This window comes from Candidatus Palauibacter sp., assembly GCF_965213655.1.
In the GTDB taxonomy this organism is placed as follows: domain Bacteria; phylum Gemmatimonadota; class Gemmatimonadetes; order Palauibacterales; family Palauibacteraceae; genus Palauibacter.
This window is the reverse complement of record NZ_CBDBZT010000003.1, coordinates 289,297-303,982: the sequence shown is the minus strand read 5'-3', so window position 1 is coordinate 303,982 and position 14,686 is coordinate 289,297. Positions and strand designations below refer to the sequence as shown.

Below are 14,686 nucleotides of genomic sequence, written 5' to 3'. Positions count from 1 at the left end.
GGTAGCCTGCGGTCACCGGACGGCTAACCGCCCAGCTTCTCTCGTTCCCGACGGGCCTCTTCCGCCTCGGGGCTGTTCGGATAGCCGCTCTCGATCTGAGCGAACAGCCGCCTCGCCACCGCCGTGTTATCCCGTGACGCCTCGATCATCGCCCGCTGAAAGAGCGCCGCCGGAGCCCGGCCCGAATCCGGATAGAGTTCCGTCAGTCGACGGTACTCCTCGAGAGCATTCCCCGGATCCTCCGCGTCCTCATAGGTGCGTGCCACCCAGTACTGGGCATCGGGCGCCAGTTCGTGCCCGCCGTACCTGGCGAGGAAATTCTCGAAGGCGTCGCGCGCGGTCTCCAGGTTGCCTCGCTGGTACATTTCGAGCGCCAGTCCGTAGAATTGGGTCGCCTCTTCGGATCCGGACGTGACCGCAGTTCCGTCCTCCGGGTCCACCGCCCCCAGGGCCGGCGGACCCGTGTCGGACGATCCGATGGGACCCATCGGCGAGGGAGGGCCCGACCGGCTGAGAATCTCGTAGATGTCGTTGAGCAACTGGTTGTTCTGCACGGCGTGGTCGTTCTGCTGCTGGATGGCGCGCTCCAACTGTCCCACCAGCCGTTCGAGTTCGCCCCGACCCGTCGTCTCCCGGCGCTCGCTCGAACTCTCGATCGTCTCCAGCTCCGCGCGAATCGCCTCGACCAGCTGGCGCTGCCCTTCGGCGAGTATCGCCATCTCGTCCCGCAGGGCGTCTCCCATCGTCTCGACATCGCCCCTGGACGCGCAGGCGGCGGCCGCAACGCCCAACAGCACGGCGACCGCCGCTCTCTGCATCTAGATGTCTCCGTCCGTGATGACGAACTCGCCGCGGCGATTCTGCCGCCACGCCGACTCGTTGCTCCCCCGGGCCAGCGGCACCTCCTCCCCGAAGGTCACGACATCGAAGCGGCCGGCATCCAGCCCCAGGCTGGAGAGATAGTCGACCGCGGCCTGGGCCCTCCTCAGACCCAGCGCCTGGTTGTACTCGAGCGAGCCCCGTTCGTCACAATGGCCCTCGATCCGGAGACGGATGGCGGGGCGACCCCGGAGCGCATCGGCCTTGCTCTGAAGGATCGCAGCGGCGGCGGCGGTGATGTCGGACTCGTTGTAGTCGAAGTGAATCCGCGCCACAATCGCTTCGCCCGCAACCGCGCGCTCGATCTGCGCCGGCGCGGACTCCGCGCACGTCGTGCCGGGGTAGTCGTTTACGACCTGCTCGAGCAGCTCGCGCGCGGTCGTGTAGTCGCCCGCCTCCATGGCCGCTGCAGCGCGCTCGCAGATCCGCGCTGCGGCCGCCTCTCGGCGCTCGCTGTCGTCCGGGGGCGGAGCCGCCGGCGGAGGCGGAGGTGGGGGCACCGGCTCCGGCTCCGGATTGCCGCTACAGGCACTCGCCAGAAGTGCAACGAGAAGAATGGGAGCGAATCGGTGGCTCAGCCGCATCGAGGTCTCCTTGTTTACCAGTCGCGGGACGAGATTTCAGCGGGGACGGGCGGACGCCGACATGGCTCCGCGCCGCCCTGATCCCGGTTTCAACACGGATTCGTAACCTATCGAAGCCCCGTCAAGTCGCAACCCGCCGAAGGCCCCGCCGGTCGCCGTTTTCACGAGCCGGGTGGAATCGGCGGCGACCAGTCCGGAAGGCCGTCGAGTCGTCCCGAAGTCAGCGGCCGGGCACGTCCCGTGAAGATGTCGAGAATCCAGACGGTCGATCCCTGCGAATCGACCGATGAGAAGACCAGATGACGGCCATCGGGCGCCCAACTCGGATCCTCGCTTTCGCCCCGGCGGGTAAGCATCCGCCGATCCGTGCCATCGGGGTTCACCGTGAAGATCTGCCAACGACGGTTACTCAGCGCTGAATACACGAGCCGGTCCCCGTTGGGCGACCAGTCCGCCCCGGCCGCGTTCGTCCGCTCACGAGGGTGGTAGATGCTGATCCGCCGCGCGGGACCGCCGGCAACGCGGCGGACGTAGATCTGGGGTTCGCCCGTGGGATCGGCTTCGTACGCGAACCGGACGCCATCCGGAGAGAAGCTGGGGTTCAGAGACTGTCCGCCTCCCTCGGTCAGCGCTCTGCCACCCTCGATCATGATACGGGTGGTGCCGCCGTTTCCTTCGGCGTACACGAGCCGCCCGTCCGGCGTCCAGCTCGGCGTCAGAACGAGTCTGCCCGACCTTACGGTTCGGCGGCTCCCCGTGATCAGGTTCATTTCGACGAGCGAGAAGTAGCCGGTCTCTTCCTGAGTCGTGAAGGCGATGCGCGAGGCGTCCGGCGAAAAAGCGGGCGAAAAGACGTTGCGCCCTCCGGTTTCGATCCGTTGCGGATTCCGGCCGTCGCTGTCGATGAGCAGCAGGTGGGACGATCCGGCGCCGTCTCTCCGGCGCAGGGCGATGCGGGTGGCGGCGATCCCGCGCTGGCCTCCCGTTGCCCAGGACACGACCTGGTCCGAGGCCCGGTGGACCGCCATGCGGAACCCGGCCGCATCCATGGCCGGGAGGCTGAAGGCCTGGACGTTCTCAAGTCTCTCGAACAGGACATCGTGCAGGCTGACTCTCAGAAGCGGGGTCTGCGTCCCGGGCGCGACCGAGATCTCGGAGGTAACGTACCAGACGGCTCCGAGCTCGTTCCAGAGCGCATAGTTCGGGGGATCGTTCAGCGTCGTGTCGGGCACCGCGAGGATGTCGAAGCGGTCGGAATACTCGAGGTCGGTGCGGAGGATCTCGCCGATGGCTGCGCCCAGTTCCTCGAACCCGGCGCTCGCGGAGACGGGCGCGAAGACCAGGCCGGGGACGTAGCCGGCCTCGTAGGTGAGACCCAGACGGAGCGCTCCGCTCTCCTGACCCACCAGGGGCGTCTGCGCGGCGCCCGCGGCGATGACGAGCAGACCCGCCGCGGCGCGAGGGGAACGAAAGATCGGAAAGGGGCCCATTCAGCGAACGCTCGGGTCGAAGAAGAAGGAGACGGCGAGCGCATCGGCGCCAAAGTCGTCCGGGAGCGGACCGAAAGCCCGGTCACGGCCCGCCGATTCCACGGCTCCCATCGCCTCGGTATCGAAGATCAGGTTCCCGGAGCGTGCCACCCACTCGAATCCCGTCACGCGCCCGTCCCGGTGGATGATGAAGTAGACCTCGGCCCGAAGGTCGCGCGCGCCGACGGGGGGCCGCCAGCGGCGCTGGATCTGCCGGATGATGTTCTCGCTGTATTCGGGCCAGGCCGAGGCATCGCCGGCGATCCGGATGTTGACGACTTCCTCGCCCACCTCCTCGGTGCGTGCCGGCTCCGGCTCCTCCTCGCGCTCGATCTCGACCTCGGCCTCCACCGTCGGCGTCTCCACCTGAGGCACCGGATCGGGCGTCGGTTCCGGGGGCGGCGGCCGGTTCTCCTCCTCCGCGACCTCGGGCGGAGACGGATCGAGGCGGATCGGCGCATCCTCCGGAGCGGCCGCGACCATGTTCACCCGTATCGTCCTGGGCATCTCGGCCGGGCGGAATACCGCGTCCCCGAGCACCGCGAGAGCGATGAGACCACCGTGCACGCCAAGTGAGCCGTAGACGGCCCGCTGGGTCGGACGCCCGTGGCGCTGCGGCCCTCCGCGCCGCCATGCGCGCCAACGTCCGCCACCGCCGGTCTCCTCCGCTCCATACCGGTTCATGGACGCCGACGGCCGGGGTCCGGATCGGTGATGATGTTCAGTAGGCCTCCGGCGTCGAAAATGCGGCCCATCACCCGGGTCGCCTGCCGCAGGGCGAGGTCGCCATCCGCCTTCAGAAACACCTGCTCGGACTCGAAGCGTTCGAGCGCCAGCGAGAGCGAGGCATCGAACTCTTCCCACGTCACCGGCGCGTCATCCAGGTAGATCTGCCCGTCCGCATCGATCGAGACCACCAGCGCATCGGAGGCGCTTAGAGGCGCGGAGGCGCCCTCCGGCAGATCGATCTCGATGCCGCCCTGCAGAATGGGCGCCGTGATCATGAAGATGATGAGGAGGGTGAAGGCGACATCGACGAGGCTGGTGACGTTGATCTCCGCCACGACGCCGATGCCGTCGTCCTGCTCTGTAAAACGTTTCTTCATCCCGCGTTCTTCCTCGTCCTCCAACCGTCCGGGCCCCGGCTCACAGGCGACCCTCGCGCGCCAGCGTCCCCACGAACTCGCTCGCGAATCCTTCCAGTTCCCCTACGAAGAGACGCAGCCGGGAGGCATAGTGGTTGTACGCGATGACGGCGGGAATCGCGACGGCCAGTCCCGCGACCGTGGTCGTCAGGGCTTCGGCGATGCCCGGCGCGACGGCCGCGATGTTGGCGGAACCCTGCGATGTGATGCCGATGAACGAGTTCATCACGCCCACGACGGTCCCCATGAGGCCGAGGAGGGGGCTCACGGAGCCGATGATCGCGAGCCAGGGAAGCCCGTGCGCAAGTTCATCCTTCTCCTCCGAGAGACTCTTCTCGAGCACCAGCCACAGCGCTTCGAGCTGCGTGGGGCTCAACCCGTTCCCGACCTGCGTGGTCGCGAGCGCGCCCGGGCGCAGCTCGGAGAAGAAGGCGATCCCCTCCCGGAAGACCCTTCTGAAGGGGGAATCCTCGAGTTCCGCCAGCGCGTCGTTGAGGTCGATCAGACCGTTGGCCCCGGCCATCGCGAACACGAAGTCATCCGCGCGCGCGTTCACGGCGCGCAACTCACGGAATTTCCAGATGATGAGGACCCAGGACACGAGCGAGAAGGCGGCGAGCACGGTGAGGATGATCTTCGTGGGCAGGGTCGCGCCCAGAATCATGTCGATGGGGGACTCGATCACGCGTGCCGGCAACTGCTGCGCGACCTCCAGGACTCCGGAACCGACGGCCACGACGACGCCCGGTGCGCCGCTTGCCATCACCCAGCCTCCAGGGGAATGAACTGCCTCATCCGCTCTCTCCTGACGTCCCCACCCGTTCCACTGCCCCCCGGAGTTTCAGCCTCGATCCGGGCCTTGGCCCGCCCGCTGCCGCGCGGCCACCGGGGCGGCCACGGCGTCTACACTAGCAGGACGTGGAGGGGCGCCGCTACCAGCCGACAGCCACGGTTCGAGGGCATGGAGGCGCGCCTCGCCCCCGGGTTGCTCCGCAAGCCACCGGATCGCGCGCGTCGGCCCGTGCAGAAGCTTGTTGAGCGCGGCGCGACTCGCCAGCCGGAGCGCCTCCTCCTGGTCCGTGTCGCGCGGCGCGCATGCACGCGCTTCGAGGGCGTCCGACACGTGCCGCCGGGCGGTGTATCTCAGCGCCCGCACGGCCGGGTCTGCGCGACGGCTTCGGTGCCAACCCCGGTATTTTTCGACCTGCCGTTCGATGATCGCCTCTGCGCGCTGGCGCTCGGACTCGCGCGCCGCGCGGGCCCGTTCCACCACACGCCGCAGGTCGTCGATGTTGTACAGGAACGCCTCGGCGACATCCGCCACTCGTGGATCGACGTTGCGAGGTACGGCGATGTCGAGGATCACCAGCGGCGCGCGCCCCTGTCGCGGCTTCCGGGCGTGCCCGGGCCGGAGGAAGGCCGACTCCGACTCCGTGCAGGTGACGACAAGGTCCACTCGATCCAGCACAGCGAGGGCCGCACTCCGTTTCATGGGGCGCGCATCGAGCGGCCGGGCCACCCGTTCGGCCCGGGCCTGGTCACGGCTCGCAAGGAACACATGCCGCGCGCCCGCTCGCATCAGACACTGCACCGTGAGCCTCCCCATCTCGCCGGTTCCAAGCACGAGTATGCCGCAGTCGTCGAGTGAACCGAACACCCTTCGGGCCAGACCGAGGGCCGCACCGGGGATCGAGGTCACGCCGCTCGCAATCGACGTGCGGGCCCTCACGCGTCCGCCGACATCGAGGGCCGACTGGAAGAGGCGATGCAGCACGGGCCCTACCGTGGGACGCCCCTCCCGATAGGCGCCTCGGACCTGACCCTGAATCTGCGGCTCGCCGACGATGAGCGATTCCAGTCCGCCGGTAACGCGGAACAGGTGGCGGACGGCGCTCGCTCCCTCGACCGTGGTCAGGTAGGAGTCTCCCGCGACCCCCAGACCCGAAACCCTGCACAGCGCCTCGCGCCCAAGGCGGTCCAGCGCTTCCGCGTTACGTCCCGCCAGGTAGCATTCTGTCCGGTTGCAGGTGGAGAGCACGACGCCCTCCGAAACGTCCGGGCCGGCCGTGAGGCCGTCGATCCACTCGGCGCGCCGCCCATCCCCGAGTGCGAAACGCTCCCGGATGTCGATGGGGGCCGTCCGGTGGCTGAGGCCAACCATGACGAGCGCGTCGGCGTGCGAATGCGGCATCAGATCAGAAGGGGAGGTCGTCCTCGCCCGCGACGGCCCGGTTGGAGAACTCCGAGAAATCCGAACGCTCCTGGCGAGGTTCCGGTGCCGAAAAACTTTCTCCGCCACCGCCGCTGCTCCCGAGCATGATCATCTCGAGCGCGCGGATCTCCGTCGTATACCGCGTCTGACCGTCCTGCCCTTCCCACTGCCGGTACTCGATCCGGCCTTCCACGTAGACGCGGTCGCCCTTGCGCAGGTATTGCTCGCAGATCTCGGCGAGACGATCCCAGCAGACCACGCGGTGCCACTCCGTCTTCTCCTGCTGGTCCCCGGCGCGCGTCGTCCATCGGCGGCTGGTCGCGACCGAAAGCGTCGCCACCCGCGTCCCGGCGTTCGTCGACCGCACCTCCGGGTCTGCGCCCATGTTTCCGATGAGTGTCGCCTTGTTCAGACTGCGCGCCATTCCCGCCTCCCGATGATCGATTCAGAACGCTCATGGTGGTGATGATGTTGAAGAGGATCAAGGTAACAGAAAACGATCAACGGACCAGCAATCGACGCATGATGAGGGCGTCTTCCGCAGGGCCTGCGTAGTATCGGTGGCGCCGGCCGACGATCTCGAATCCCCGGCTTCGGTAGAGGCCCTGTGCACTCCGGTTCCCCTCCCGCACCTCGAGGAAGATCTGGACGACGCCCCGGTTCCGCGCCTCCTCGAGAACCGCTTCCACCAATTCGCCGCCGATACCGCGTCGGCGCTCCTCCGGGGCCACCGCGAGGTCCCCCAATTCCGCCTCTCGTCCGACGAACCACACCGCGGCGTACCCGGCGACGCGCTCCTCATCGTCCACGGCGGAGAGCAGCACGGCGTCGGGGCGCCGGAGCAGGTTCCTGAACGTTCGCTCGGACCACGGGGTGGCGAAACACGCCTCCTCTATCGCCATCACCTGCCCGAGATCCGACTCGAGGAGCGGCCGGATCCGAAGCGCCGGCCTACCGGCGTCCGCCACGGCGCCCGGCTTGGCGTTCGGCCCCGGAACTCCGGACGTACCGGGGTTCCCACGCATCGATGTCGGCGACACGGCCGGCGGGAAGCCTCTCGGCCAGCCACAACAGCACGCCCGCGCGCGGCACGCCGAGAAACGCGGGGAGCACGCTTCCCCCACGCCCCTCGATCCGGTCGCGGTGCCGGATCGCGCCTTCCCCGGCGAAGGACCAGGACGCGGGATCCTCGAGCCCTTCGATCCAGGCATCGATGTCGCACGCCACCGGCCCGCGGAGCGGGGCCTCCAGCGGGCCGTCGGCGTAGGCAGCCGCGTAGACTTCGCCTCGCCGGGCGTCGAACAGCGCGCAGACGCGTTCCCGCCCCGCCGAGGCGGCAACGGAGCGCAGGCTCGAGTACGCGTGGAGCGGTACATGCCTCGCGTGACACCAGCCCTTCGCGAGCGCAGCCGCGATCCGCACGCCGGTGAAGGAACCCGGCCCCGCCCCGACGACCACACGTTCGATGTCGCCGACGCCGATCCGGGCCCGCGCCAGCATGCGCTCCACCTCGTCGAGCACCGTTTCCGAATGCGTCGCGCGGACGGCCAGCGCGCACTCCGCAATCAGGGTGTCGCCGCGGCCCAGGGCGATGCTGCCGAGCTTCGTGCTCGTCTCCAGGGCCAGGCTCAGCACGCGGACGCCTCCGCCCCCTCGGCGTGGAGGCCCGGATCGGGCACCGGTGGCACGCGCCCCAGCCCGCGCGCCGTGACCCGCCGCACCATGCCCGCGGGGTTCCCGGCAACTCCGTCGGCCGCGTCCGCACCAGCGGCGAACTCGAGCCGAACCTCCCACCGGTCCGTCGGGAGTTCCTCCCCGGCGCGCTCGGCCCACTCGACGAAGACCGCCCCCGCGTGGGCTTCGAGTTCCTCCCACCCCAGGGCGAGCAGTTCGGACGGGTCGCGGATCCGGTACAGATCCGCGTGCCCGATGGGACCGCGGTCGCCTGCGTACCAGTGGACCAGCGTGTACGTCGGGCTCGTCACGGCTTCTTTCACGCCCGCCCCGTCACACGCCGCCTGTGTGAGCCGCGTCTTGCCGGCTCCGAGCGGCCCGCTGAGCGCGACGAACACCTCCTGCCGATCCGCGACCGCACCGATCTCTCGCCCCCAGCGCACGAGCCCCGCCTCGTCCAGCACGGCGCTCCTCATGGCGGGTCCCCCGCGGAGATCGGCAACCCCGGCGGCCGGGCCCCCTTCCCGTCGCCGATCCGGGCCCGGATCTCGAACAGCTCATCTCTCAGCCGGGCCGCCGACTCGAAATCGAGCGCGGCCGCCGCGGCGCGCATGTCCTTCTCGATGACCTCGGCCAGCGCCTCCGGCGACAGTTCCTCGTAGGGGCCTTCCCGTTCGTGCACGGCGGGCTGCGCCTCCCGCGCGTCGGCCACCGCGGTCGAGAACCGGATCTCCCGCACCGACTTCACGATCGAACGCGGCTCGATGCCGTGCTCCCGGTTGTATTCCGCCTGGACCTCGCGTCGCCGCGACGTCTCATCCATCGCGCGCCGCATCGAATCCGTCACCTTGTCCGCATACAGAATCGCCTTCCCCGCCAGGTTCCGGGCCGCACGTCCGATCGTCTGCACGAGCGACCGATCCGAACGAAGGAAGCCCTCCTTGTCCGCGTCGAGAATCGCGACAAGGGAAACCTCCGGCAGATCGAGGCCCTCTCGCAGGAGGTTGATCCCGACCAGGACGTCGAACGTCCCCAGTCGCAGATCGCGGAGGATCTTCACCCGGTCGATCGCGGCAATGTCCGAGTGCATGTAGCGCACCCGCACGCCCCGCACCGCGAGGAACTCGGACAGGTCTTCCGCCATTCGCTTCGTGAGCGTCGTCACGAGCACGCGCTCGCGCCGTTCCGTCCGGCGGCGAATCTCGCCCAGCAGGTCGTCCACCTGCCCCCGAACCGGCCGCACCTCCACCTCGGGATCCAGCAGCCCCGTCGGCCGAATCAACTGCTCGACGACAACGCCCTCGCTCTTCCGCAACTCGTACTCGCCCGGCGTTGCGCTGACGAAGATCGCGTTGGGCACGAGATCCTCCCACTCGCCGAACGAGAGCGGGCGATTGTCCAGCGCCGAGGGGAGTCGGAACCCGAACTCGACGAGGGTCGTCTTACGACTGCGGTCCCCCTCGTACATCCCGCCGATCTGGGGGATCGATACGTGAGACTCATCCACGACCACGACATAGTCGTCCGGAAAATAGTCGAGGAGACAGTACGGACGGCTGCCGGGCTCCCGACCGTCGAGGTGCCGGCTGTAGTTCTCGATCCCCGGACAGAAACCCACCTCCGTCAGCATCTCGAGATCGAACCGCGTGCGCTGCTCCAGCCGTTGCGCCTCCAGCAGCCGCCCCTCCCCCCGCAGGTGCAGGAGCCGCTCCTCCATTTCCACGTAGATCGCGTGCCGGGCCTCCTCCAACCGGTGGCCGAGCGTCGCGTAGTGCGTAGCCGGGAAGATCGAACTCTCCGGCAGGCGTGTGATCGTGACGCCGGTCATGGGATCGATTTTCGAGATGCGCTCGACGACGTCGCCCCACATCTCGATCCGTACTCCCTGCTCCTCGTATGCGGGCAGGATCTCGATCACATCGCCCCGCACCCGGAAGGTGCCGCGGACGAAGTCGAGATCGTTGCGGGAATACTGGATCTGGACGAGCCCGGAGAGGATCTCGCGGCGAGAGATCTCCTGCCCTTCGCGCAGCGTGAGCATGAGTTCGCGGTAGCCGGCCGGATCTCCGAGTCCGTAGATCGCGGACACGGAGGCTACGACAATCACATCCCGGCGTTCCATGAGTGCGGAGGTGGCACGAAGCCGCAGTCGGTCTATGTCCTCGTTTATGGACGCATCTTTCTCTATGAAAGTGTCCGTCGAAGGGACATAGGCTTCGGGCTGATAGTAATCATAGTAAGAGATGAAAAATTCGACGGCATTGCGGGGAAAGAACTGTCGCAATTCTCCATACAACTGGGCGGCGAGCGTCTTGTTGTGACTCATGACCAGCGTGGGACGGTTTACCTCCGCAATCATCGCCGCCAGCGTCACGGTCTTGCCGCTGCCGGTCACGCCGAGGAGCGTCTGCCACTTGTCGCCGCGGCGCAAACCCTCGGCCAACTCGCGGATCGCGGTGGGCTGGTCACCCATCGGCTCGAACGGAAGCTGGAGGTCGAAGCGGGGCATGGTCACGGGTCAGCCGGTCACTCGATCGTGAGCCCGCTCTCCCCGAAGGACTCCTTCCGTTCGACGGAGATCACGCCCTTCACGCCCTGCACCTTGCGCATGACCTTCTGCAGGTGGTTCAGGTTCTCGACTTCGACGACGAACTGCCCGCGCATTCCCCCCTCGATTCCCTTGATGTCGGCCGACTGGATGTTCGTGCCCGTGTCGCTGACAGCACGCGCGATGTCCGCGAACAGACCGTGGCGATCCGTCCCTTCCATCACGATGCGGACCAGGAACCGGCGCTCGCCGTGCGTCTCCCACTCGATCTCCACCCGGCGCTCGGGAGCGTCGGAGAGGTTCAGGACGTTCGGGCAATCCTGCCTGTGGATCGAGACGCCGCGGCCCCGGGTGATATAGCCGATGACCCTGTCTCCGGGGACCGGCTGGCAACACTGGGAGTACCGGACCATCAGGTTCTCCATCCCCTGGATCCGGATCCCCTGGCCGCCTCCGCCCCAGACCTTGTCCACGAGCTTGTGGAGCGGGCTGGGGCTCTTCTGCGGCACTTCCGGGATGACCTCGGGGAGGATGGCCCGCATCACGCGCGTGAGCCCCACGTCTCCGCGGCCGGTGGCCGCATAGAGGGAGTCGGGTCCGTCATATCCCAGCGTATCGCATGCAACCTTGAGGGCCTTCTCGTCCACCTTCCCGCGACGGCGGCGCCGCCACTCCCGCTGAACGATGTCCTTCCCCAGCTGGAGCGCGGACTCCTGTTCTTCATCGCGAATCCACTGCCGGATCTCGTGGCGGGCCTTGCTGCTCCGCACAAAGCCCAGCCAGTCCCGGCTCGGCGTCTGCGAATCGGAGGTCAGGACATGTACGGTGTCCCCGTTGCGGAGGGGGCGGCTGAGCGGGGCGATCCGCTCGTTCACCTTCGCGCCCTTGCAGCGCAGCCCGACCTCGGTGTGCACTGCAAAGGCGAAGTCGATGGGCGTGGCCCCCTTCGGCAGCTGCTTGACGTCCCCCGCCGGCGTGAAGACGAAGATCTCGTCCTGGAAGAGGTCGATGCGGAGGAACTCCATGAACTCCTCCGGCTCGCGCGTCTCCTGCTGCCACTCGAGTACCTGGCGGAACCACGCGAGTTCGTCGTCGACCTCGTCCCCGGACCGGCCCTCCTTGTAGCGCCAGTGCGCCGCGATCCCGTACTCGGCCGTGCGATGCATTTCACGGGTTCGGATCTGGATCTCGTACAGCGCCCCGCCGGGACCGAAGATCGTCGTGTGCAGGCTCTGGTACATGTTCGACTTCGGCGTGGCGATGAAGTCGTGAAAGCGTTCCGTGAGCGGCGTCCACTTGTTGTGCACGATCCCGAGCGCGTGGTAGCAGTCGCGCACCGAGTCCACCAGGATTCGCATCGCGAGCGTGTCGTACACCTCCTCGTAAGGCGTGTCGCGCTTGACCATCTTCCCGTAGATGGACCACAGGTGCTTCGGCCGACCCGTGACCTCGCCCTCGATCCCCGCGGCGTTCAGTTCAGCCCGCAGAGGCTCCTCCATGCGTCGGATCAGCTCTTCGCGTTCACCCCGTGTGGCGTTGACCTCCTTCACGAGCTTCCGGTACCCCTCGGGCTCCAGGAACTTGAAGGCGAGGTCCTCGAGTTCCCACTTGAGGCGAGCCACGCCGAGGCGGTGGGCCAGGGGTGCGTAGATCTCCCGGGTCTCGAGCGCGATTCGCTCCCGGGCGCCGGCCGGCATGTGCTCCAGCGTCCGCATGTTGTGGAGACGGTCCGCGAGCTTGACCATGATCACCCGCGCGTCGCGCGCCATGGAGAGAAGGAGCTTCCGGTAGGTCTCGACCTGCCGTTCCGCCATGGAGCCGAACGCAAACAGCGCGATCTTCGTGAGGCCGTCCACGATGAGGGCGATTTCCTCGCCGAACTCGGTCCGGATCTCGGCCACGCTGGTGTCCGTGTCCTCCACCACATCGTGGAGGAGCGAAGCGGCGATGCTCACCGTGTCGAGCCGGATCTCGATGAGGATCTTGGCGACCTCGACGCAGTGGCGGATGTAGTCCTCGCCGGAGCGTCGCTTCTGGCCCTCGTGCTTCTCCAGGCTGTACTGGAACGCAAGCGCGAGCAGATCGAGGTCGAGGCGATCCTCGTAGCCCTCGATCGCCTTCATGAAATCGACGGGCAGCAGCGAGCGCGGGCCCGCTCCCGGCGCGGCCCGGCCGACTTCCCGCTTGAGGCTGCTCTCCACGCTTCGCGCTCCGTCCCCGAGACGTCAACGCCCGAACGGCCACAATCCAATGGCCCGGGCAACCTGTAAAGATAGCGGTAGCGCGCGAGTTCGGCGCGGGCCGGGCCGGGAGCGAGTCTTGTGTCCGAGACACGACGCTAGCAGACGCCTCGTTCGCGCAAGCTCACATAGGCCTTGTCGCCGAGGATCACGTGGTCGCGGACGGGGATCCCGAGAAGCCTGCCGCTCTCGACGAGTTGGCAGGTCACCGCGATGTCCTCGGGCGACGGTTCGGGTTCGCCGCTCGGGTGATTGTGGGCGAGGATGACGGAGGCCGAGGCCGTGGCGATCGCCGGCGCGAACACCTCCCGCGGGTGGACGAGCGAGCTGTTCAGGAGCCCCACCGTTAGGCGTCGTTCGAGCAGGACCTGGCTCTGCGTGTCCAGGTAGATGACCCAGAACTCTTCCTGGCGACGGTCCCGCAGCAGGGGGCCGAGCCGTCCGAACACATCGGCCGGACTCCGGATGCGTGCGGTTTCGCGAGCGGGTTCGGCTGCCTGCCGTCGACCAAGCGCCAGCGCCGCGGCTACGGCGGCCGAGCGTGCGGGGCCGACGCCTCCGGTTCGTTCAAGTTCGGCGGGCTCTGCCCGCCCCATGTTCCGCAGCGAGCCATCGAAATCCGCCAGCAGCCGCCCCGCCACGTCCACGGCCGAGCGTCCGGTCGCACCCGCCCCCAGGACGACCGCGAGCAGTTCGGTCGTCGAGAGCGCATCCGGGCTGAAGCGGCGCAGCCGCTCCCGCGGACGTTCGCTCGCCGGGAGTTCCAGTATCTTCGGAGCCATACGCCATTATTCCAGTGGACTCTGAATGCAATCTCAACAGCCGGGTAATGCCGGGTATGTCGCCCTCGGGGTCGCTGGCACGCCCGTGCCCGATCGCGCAGGTTGCGGGCACCTTGGCGGCCTGGCAGTGAACGCCCGAGCCGGGGCAGGAATCGCACACTCGATGACGCAGGGCTCCCGGGTCCCGGCTTCAACACCGTCAGGAGGATCTAATGCAATCACGATGGCGCGGCCTCGCCGCCGCGACGACGCTTTCTCTCGCCACCGCGCTCACTTCCTGCGGGCAGTCTCCCCCGGTCCGGGTCATTCCCACGGAAGGACCCCTCGCGCTGCGCCTGGTACCACCAGACGGCCAGGTATCGCGATACGCCTACTCCATGGAAACGAGCGTTGATAGTCCGATGATGCCATCGGACGGCCCGCTCGTGACGATGCGCTGGCTCCAGACGCAGACCGTCCTGAGCGTGGAGGGCGACGTCATTCGAATCCGCGGAGCGGTCGATTCGGTCAGCATGGATATGGGCATGAACATGCCGGGGATGGACCTGTTGCCGGAGCTTACCGAGATGTCCTTCACCAGCGAAATGGACCCGCGCGGAAGAGTGCTTCGCATCATCGAGAGCGAAGGCGCACCTGATGTTCCGGGGATGAGTATCGAGAGCCTCGTAGAGGGGGCGAGTTACTTCGTGCTGCCCGAGGAGGAAGTCGACACCGGCGACACATGGACGTTCGAGACGCCGGTCGATCTCGCCCTCGGGCCCGGCGGCGTGTCGATGGACATGGCCTTCACCTACACGTTCGTTGGTCTCGAGGACGGCCTCGCGACCCTTTCGTTCGAGGGTCCGATGGAGATGAACATGGAGATGGAGGGCATGGCGATGGGCGGCAGCGGAACCATCACCGGAACGATGGTCGTGGACCTGGTCGAGGGACGGCACGTGAGCCAGACAAGCCGGATGGACGCCGAAATGACGATCGCCGGGATGACGATGAAGATGAACTCCACAACCACACTTGAACTCATGCCGGATTCCTGACACCCGATCCAGGCGTGAGAGAAAAGAAGATGGGAGGAACCATGACTGCAACTCTG

15 protein-coding genes are annotated in these 14,686 nt (G+C 67.6%); 1 reads left to right on the top strand and 14 read right to left on the bottom strand.

Annotated features, from left to right (window positions below; genetic code table 11):
• Positions 1 to 23: 23 nt before the first annotated feature.
• The 14 genes from ACOOGH_RS03630 to radC all read right to left on the bottom strand — a co-directional run bounded on the left by ACOOGH_RS03630 (position 24) and on the right by radC (position 13,593).
• Positions 24 to 818: a tetratricopeptide repeat protein gene (locus tag ACOOGH_RS03630; RefSeq protein ID WP_420447616.1), complete on the bottom strand. Its 795-nt coding sequence runs from the start codon at positions 816 to 818 to the stop codon at positions 24 to 26.
• Positions 819 to 1,379: an OmpA family protein gene (locus tag ACOOGH_RS03625; RefSeq protein ID WP_420447615.1), complete on the bottom strand. Its 561-nt coding sequence runs from the start codon at positions 1,377 to 1,379 to the stop codon at positions 819 to 821.
• 245 nt (positions 1,380 to 1,624) lie between these two features.
• Complete coding sequence (locus tag ACOOGH_RS03620) at positions 1,625 to 2,953, bottom strand: hypothetical protein (protein WP_420447614.1); 1,329 nt, start codon at positions 2,951 to 2,953, stop codon at positions 1,625 to 1,627.
• Positions 2,954 to 3,676 carry a TonB C-terminal domain-containing protein gene (locus tag ACOOGH_RS03615; protein WP_420447613.1) on the bottom strand — a complete coding sequence of 241 codons (723 nt, stop codon included), beginning with the start codon at positions 3,674 to 3,676 and terminating at the stop codon, positions 2,954 to 2,956. It lies immediately after the preceding gene.
• Complete coding sequence (locus ACOOGH_RS03610) at positions 3,673 to 4,098, bottom strand: ExbD/TolR family protein (protein WP_420447612.1); 426 nt, start codon at positions 4,096 to 4,098, stop codon at positions 3,673 to 3,675. Before ACOOGH_RS03610 ends, ACOOGH_RS03615 begins: the two co-directional genes overlap by 4 nt.
• 40 nt (positions 4,099 to 4,138) lie before the next feature.
• The gene (locus tag ACOOGH_RS03605; protein WP_420447611.1) at positions 4,139 to 4,900 is read right to left on the bottom strand and encodes a MotA/TolQ/ExbB proton channel family protein; all 762 of its coding nucleotides are present in this window, start codon (positions 4,898 to 4,900) and stop codon (positions 4,139 to 4,141) included.
• Between the two features lie 78 nt (positions 4,901 to 4,978).
• Positions 4,979 to 6,328, bottom strand: a complete 1,350-nt coding sequence (gene hemA / locus ACOOGH_RS03600; protein ID WP_420447610.1) for a glutamyl-tRNA reductase — start codon at positions 6,326 to 6,328, stop codon at positions 4,979 to 4,981.
• A gap of 4 nt (positions 6,329 to 6,332) precedes the next feature.
• Positions 6,333 to 6,773 (bottom strand): single-stranded DNA-binding protein, encoded by a 441-nt coding sequence (locus tag ACOOGH_RS03595; protein ID WP_420447609.1) that lies wholly within the window; start codon positions 6,771 to 6,773, stop codon positions 6,333 to 6,335.
• A 76-nt stretch (positions 6,774 to 6,849) separates the two neighbouring features.
• Positions 6,850 to 7,374 carry a ribosomal protein S18-alanine N-acetyltransferase gene (gene rimI, locus ACOOGH_RS03590; RefSeq protein WP_420447608.1) on the bottom strand — a complete coding sequence of 175 codons (525 nt, stop codon included), beginning with the start codon at positions 7,372 to 7,374 and terminating at the stop codon, positions 6,850 to 6,852.
• Positions 7,301 to 7,984: a tRNA (adenosine(37)-N6)-threonylcarbamoyltransferase complex dimerization subunit type 1 TsaB gene (tsaB, locus tag ACOOGH_RS03585; RefSeq protein ID WP_420447607.1), complete on the bottom strand. Its 684-nt coding sequence runs from the start codon at positions 7,982 to 7,984 to the stop codon at positions 7,301 to 7,303. The genes rimI and tsaB overlap by 74 nt, the downstream gene beginning before the upstream one ends.
• Entirely contained in the window at positions 7,978 to 8,499 is a 522-nt protein-coding gene (tsaE, locus tag ACOOGH_RS03580) for a tRNA (adenosine(37)-N6)-threonylcarbamoyltransferase complex ATPase subunit type 1 TsaE (RefSeq protein ID WP_420447606.1), read from the bottom strand. The genes tsaB and tsaE overlap by 7 nt, the downstream gene beginning before the upstream one ends.
• The gene (gene uvrB / locus ACOOGH_RS03575) at positions 8,496 to 10,532 is read right to left on the bottom strand and encodes an excinuclease ABC subunit UvrB (protein WP_420450055.1); all 2,037 of its coding nucleotides are present in this window, start codon (positions 10,530 to 10,532) and stop codon (positions 8,496 to 8,498) included. The genes tsaE and uvrB overlap by 4 nt, the downstream gene beginning before the upstream one ends.
• A 17-nt stretch (positions 10,533 to 10,549) precedes the next feature.
• Positions 10,550 to 12,772 carry a RelA/SpoT family protein gene (locus ACOOGH_RS03570; RefSeq protein WP_420447605.1) on the bottom strand — a complete coding sequence of 741 codons (2,223 nt, stop codon included), beginning with the start codon at positions 12,770 to 12,772 and terminating at the stop codon, positions 10,550 to 10,552.
• 137 nt (positions 12,773 to 12,909) lie between these two features.
• Entirely contained in the window at positions 12,910 to 13,593 is a 684-nt protein-coding gene (gene radC / locus ACOOGH_RS03565) for a RadC family protein (RefSeq protein ID WP_420447604.1), read from the bottom strand.
• Positions 13,594 to 13,805: 212 nt separating this feature from the next.
• On the opposite strand from radC, the gene ACOOGH_RS03560 reads away from it, so the two are divergent.
• Entirely contained in the window at positions 13,806 to 14,630 is an 825-nt protein-coding gene (locus ACOOGH_RS03560) for a DUF6263 family protein (protein WP_420447603.1), read from the top strand.
• Positions 14,631 to 14,686: the final 56 nt, after the last annotated feature.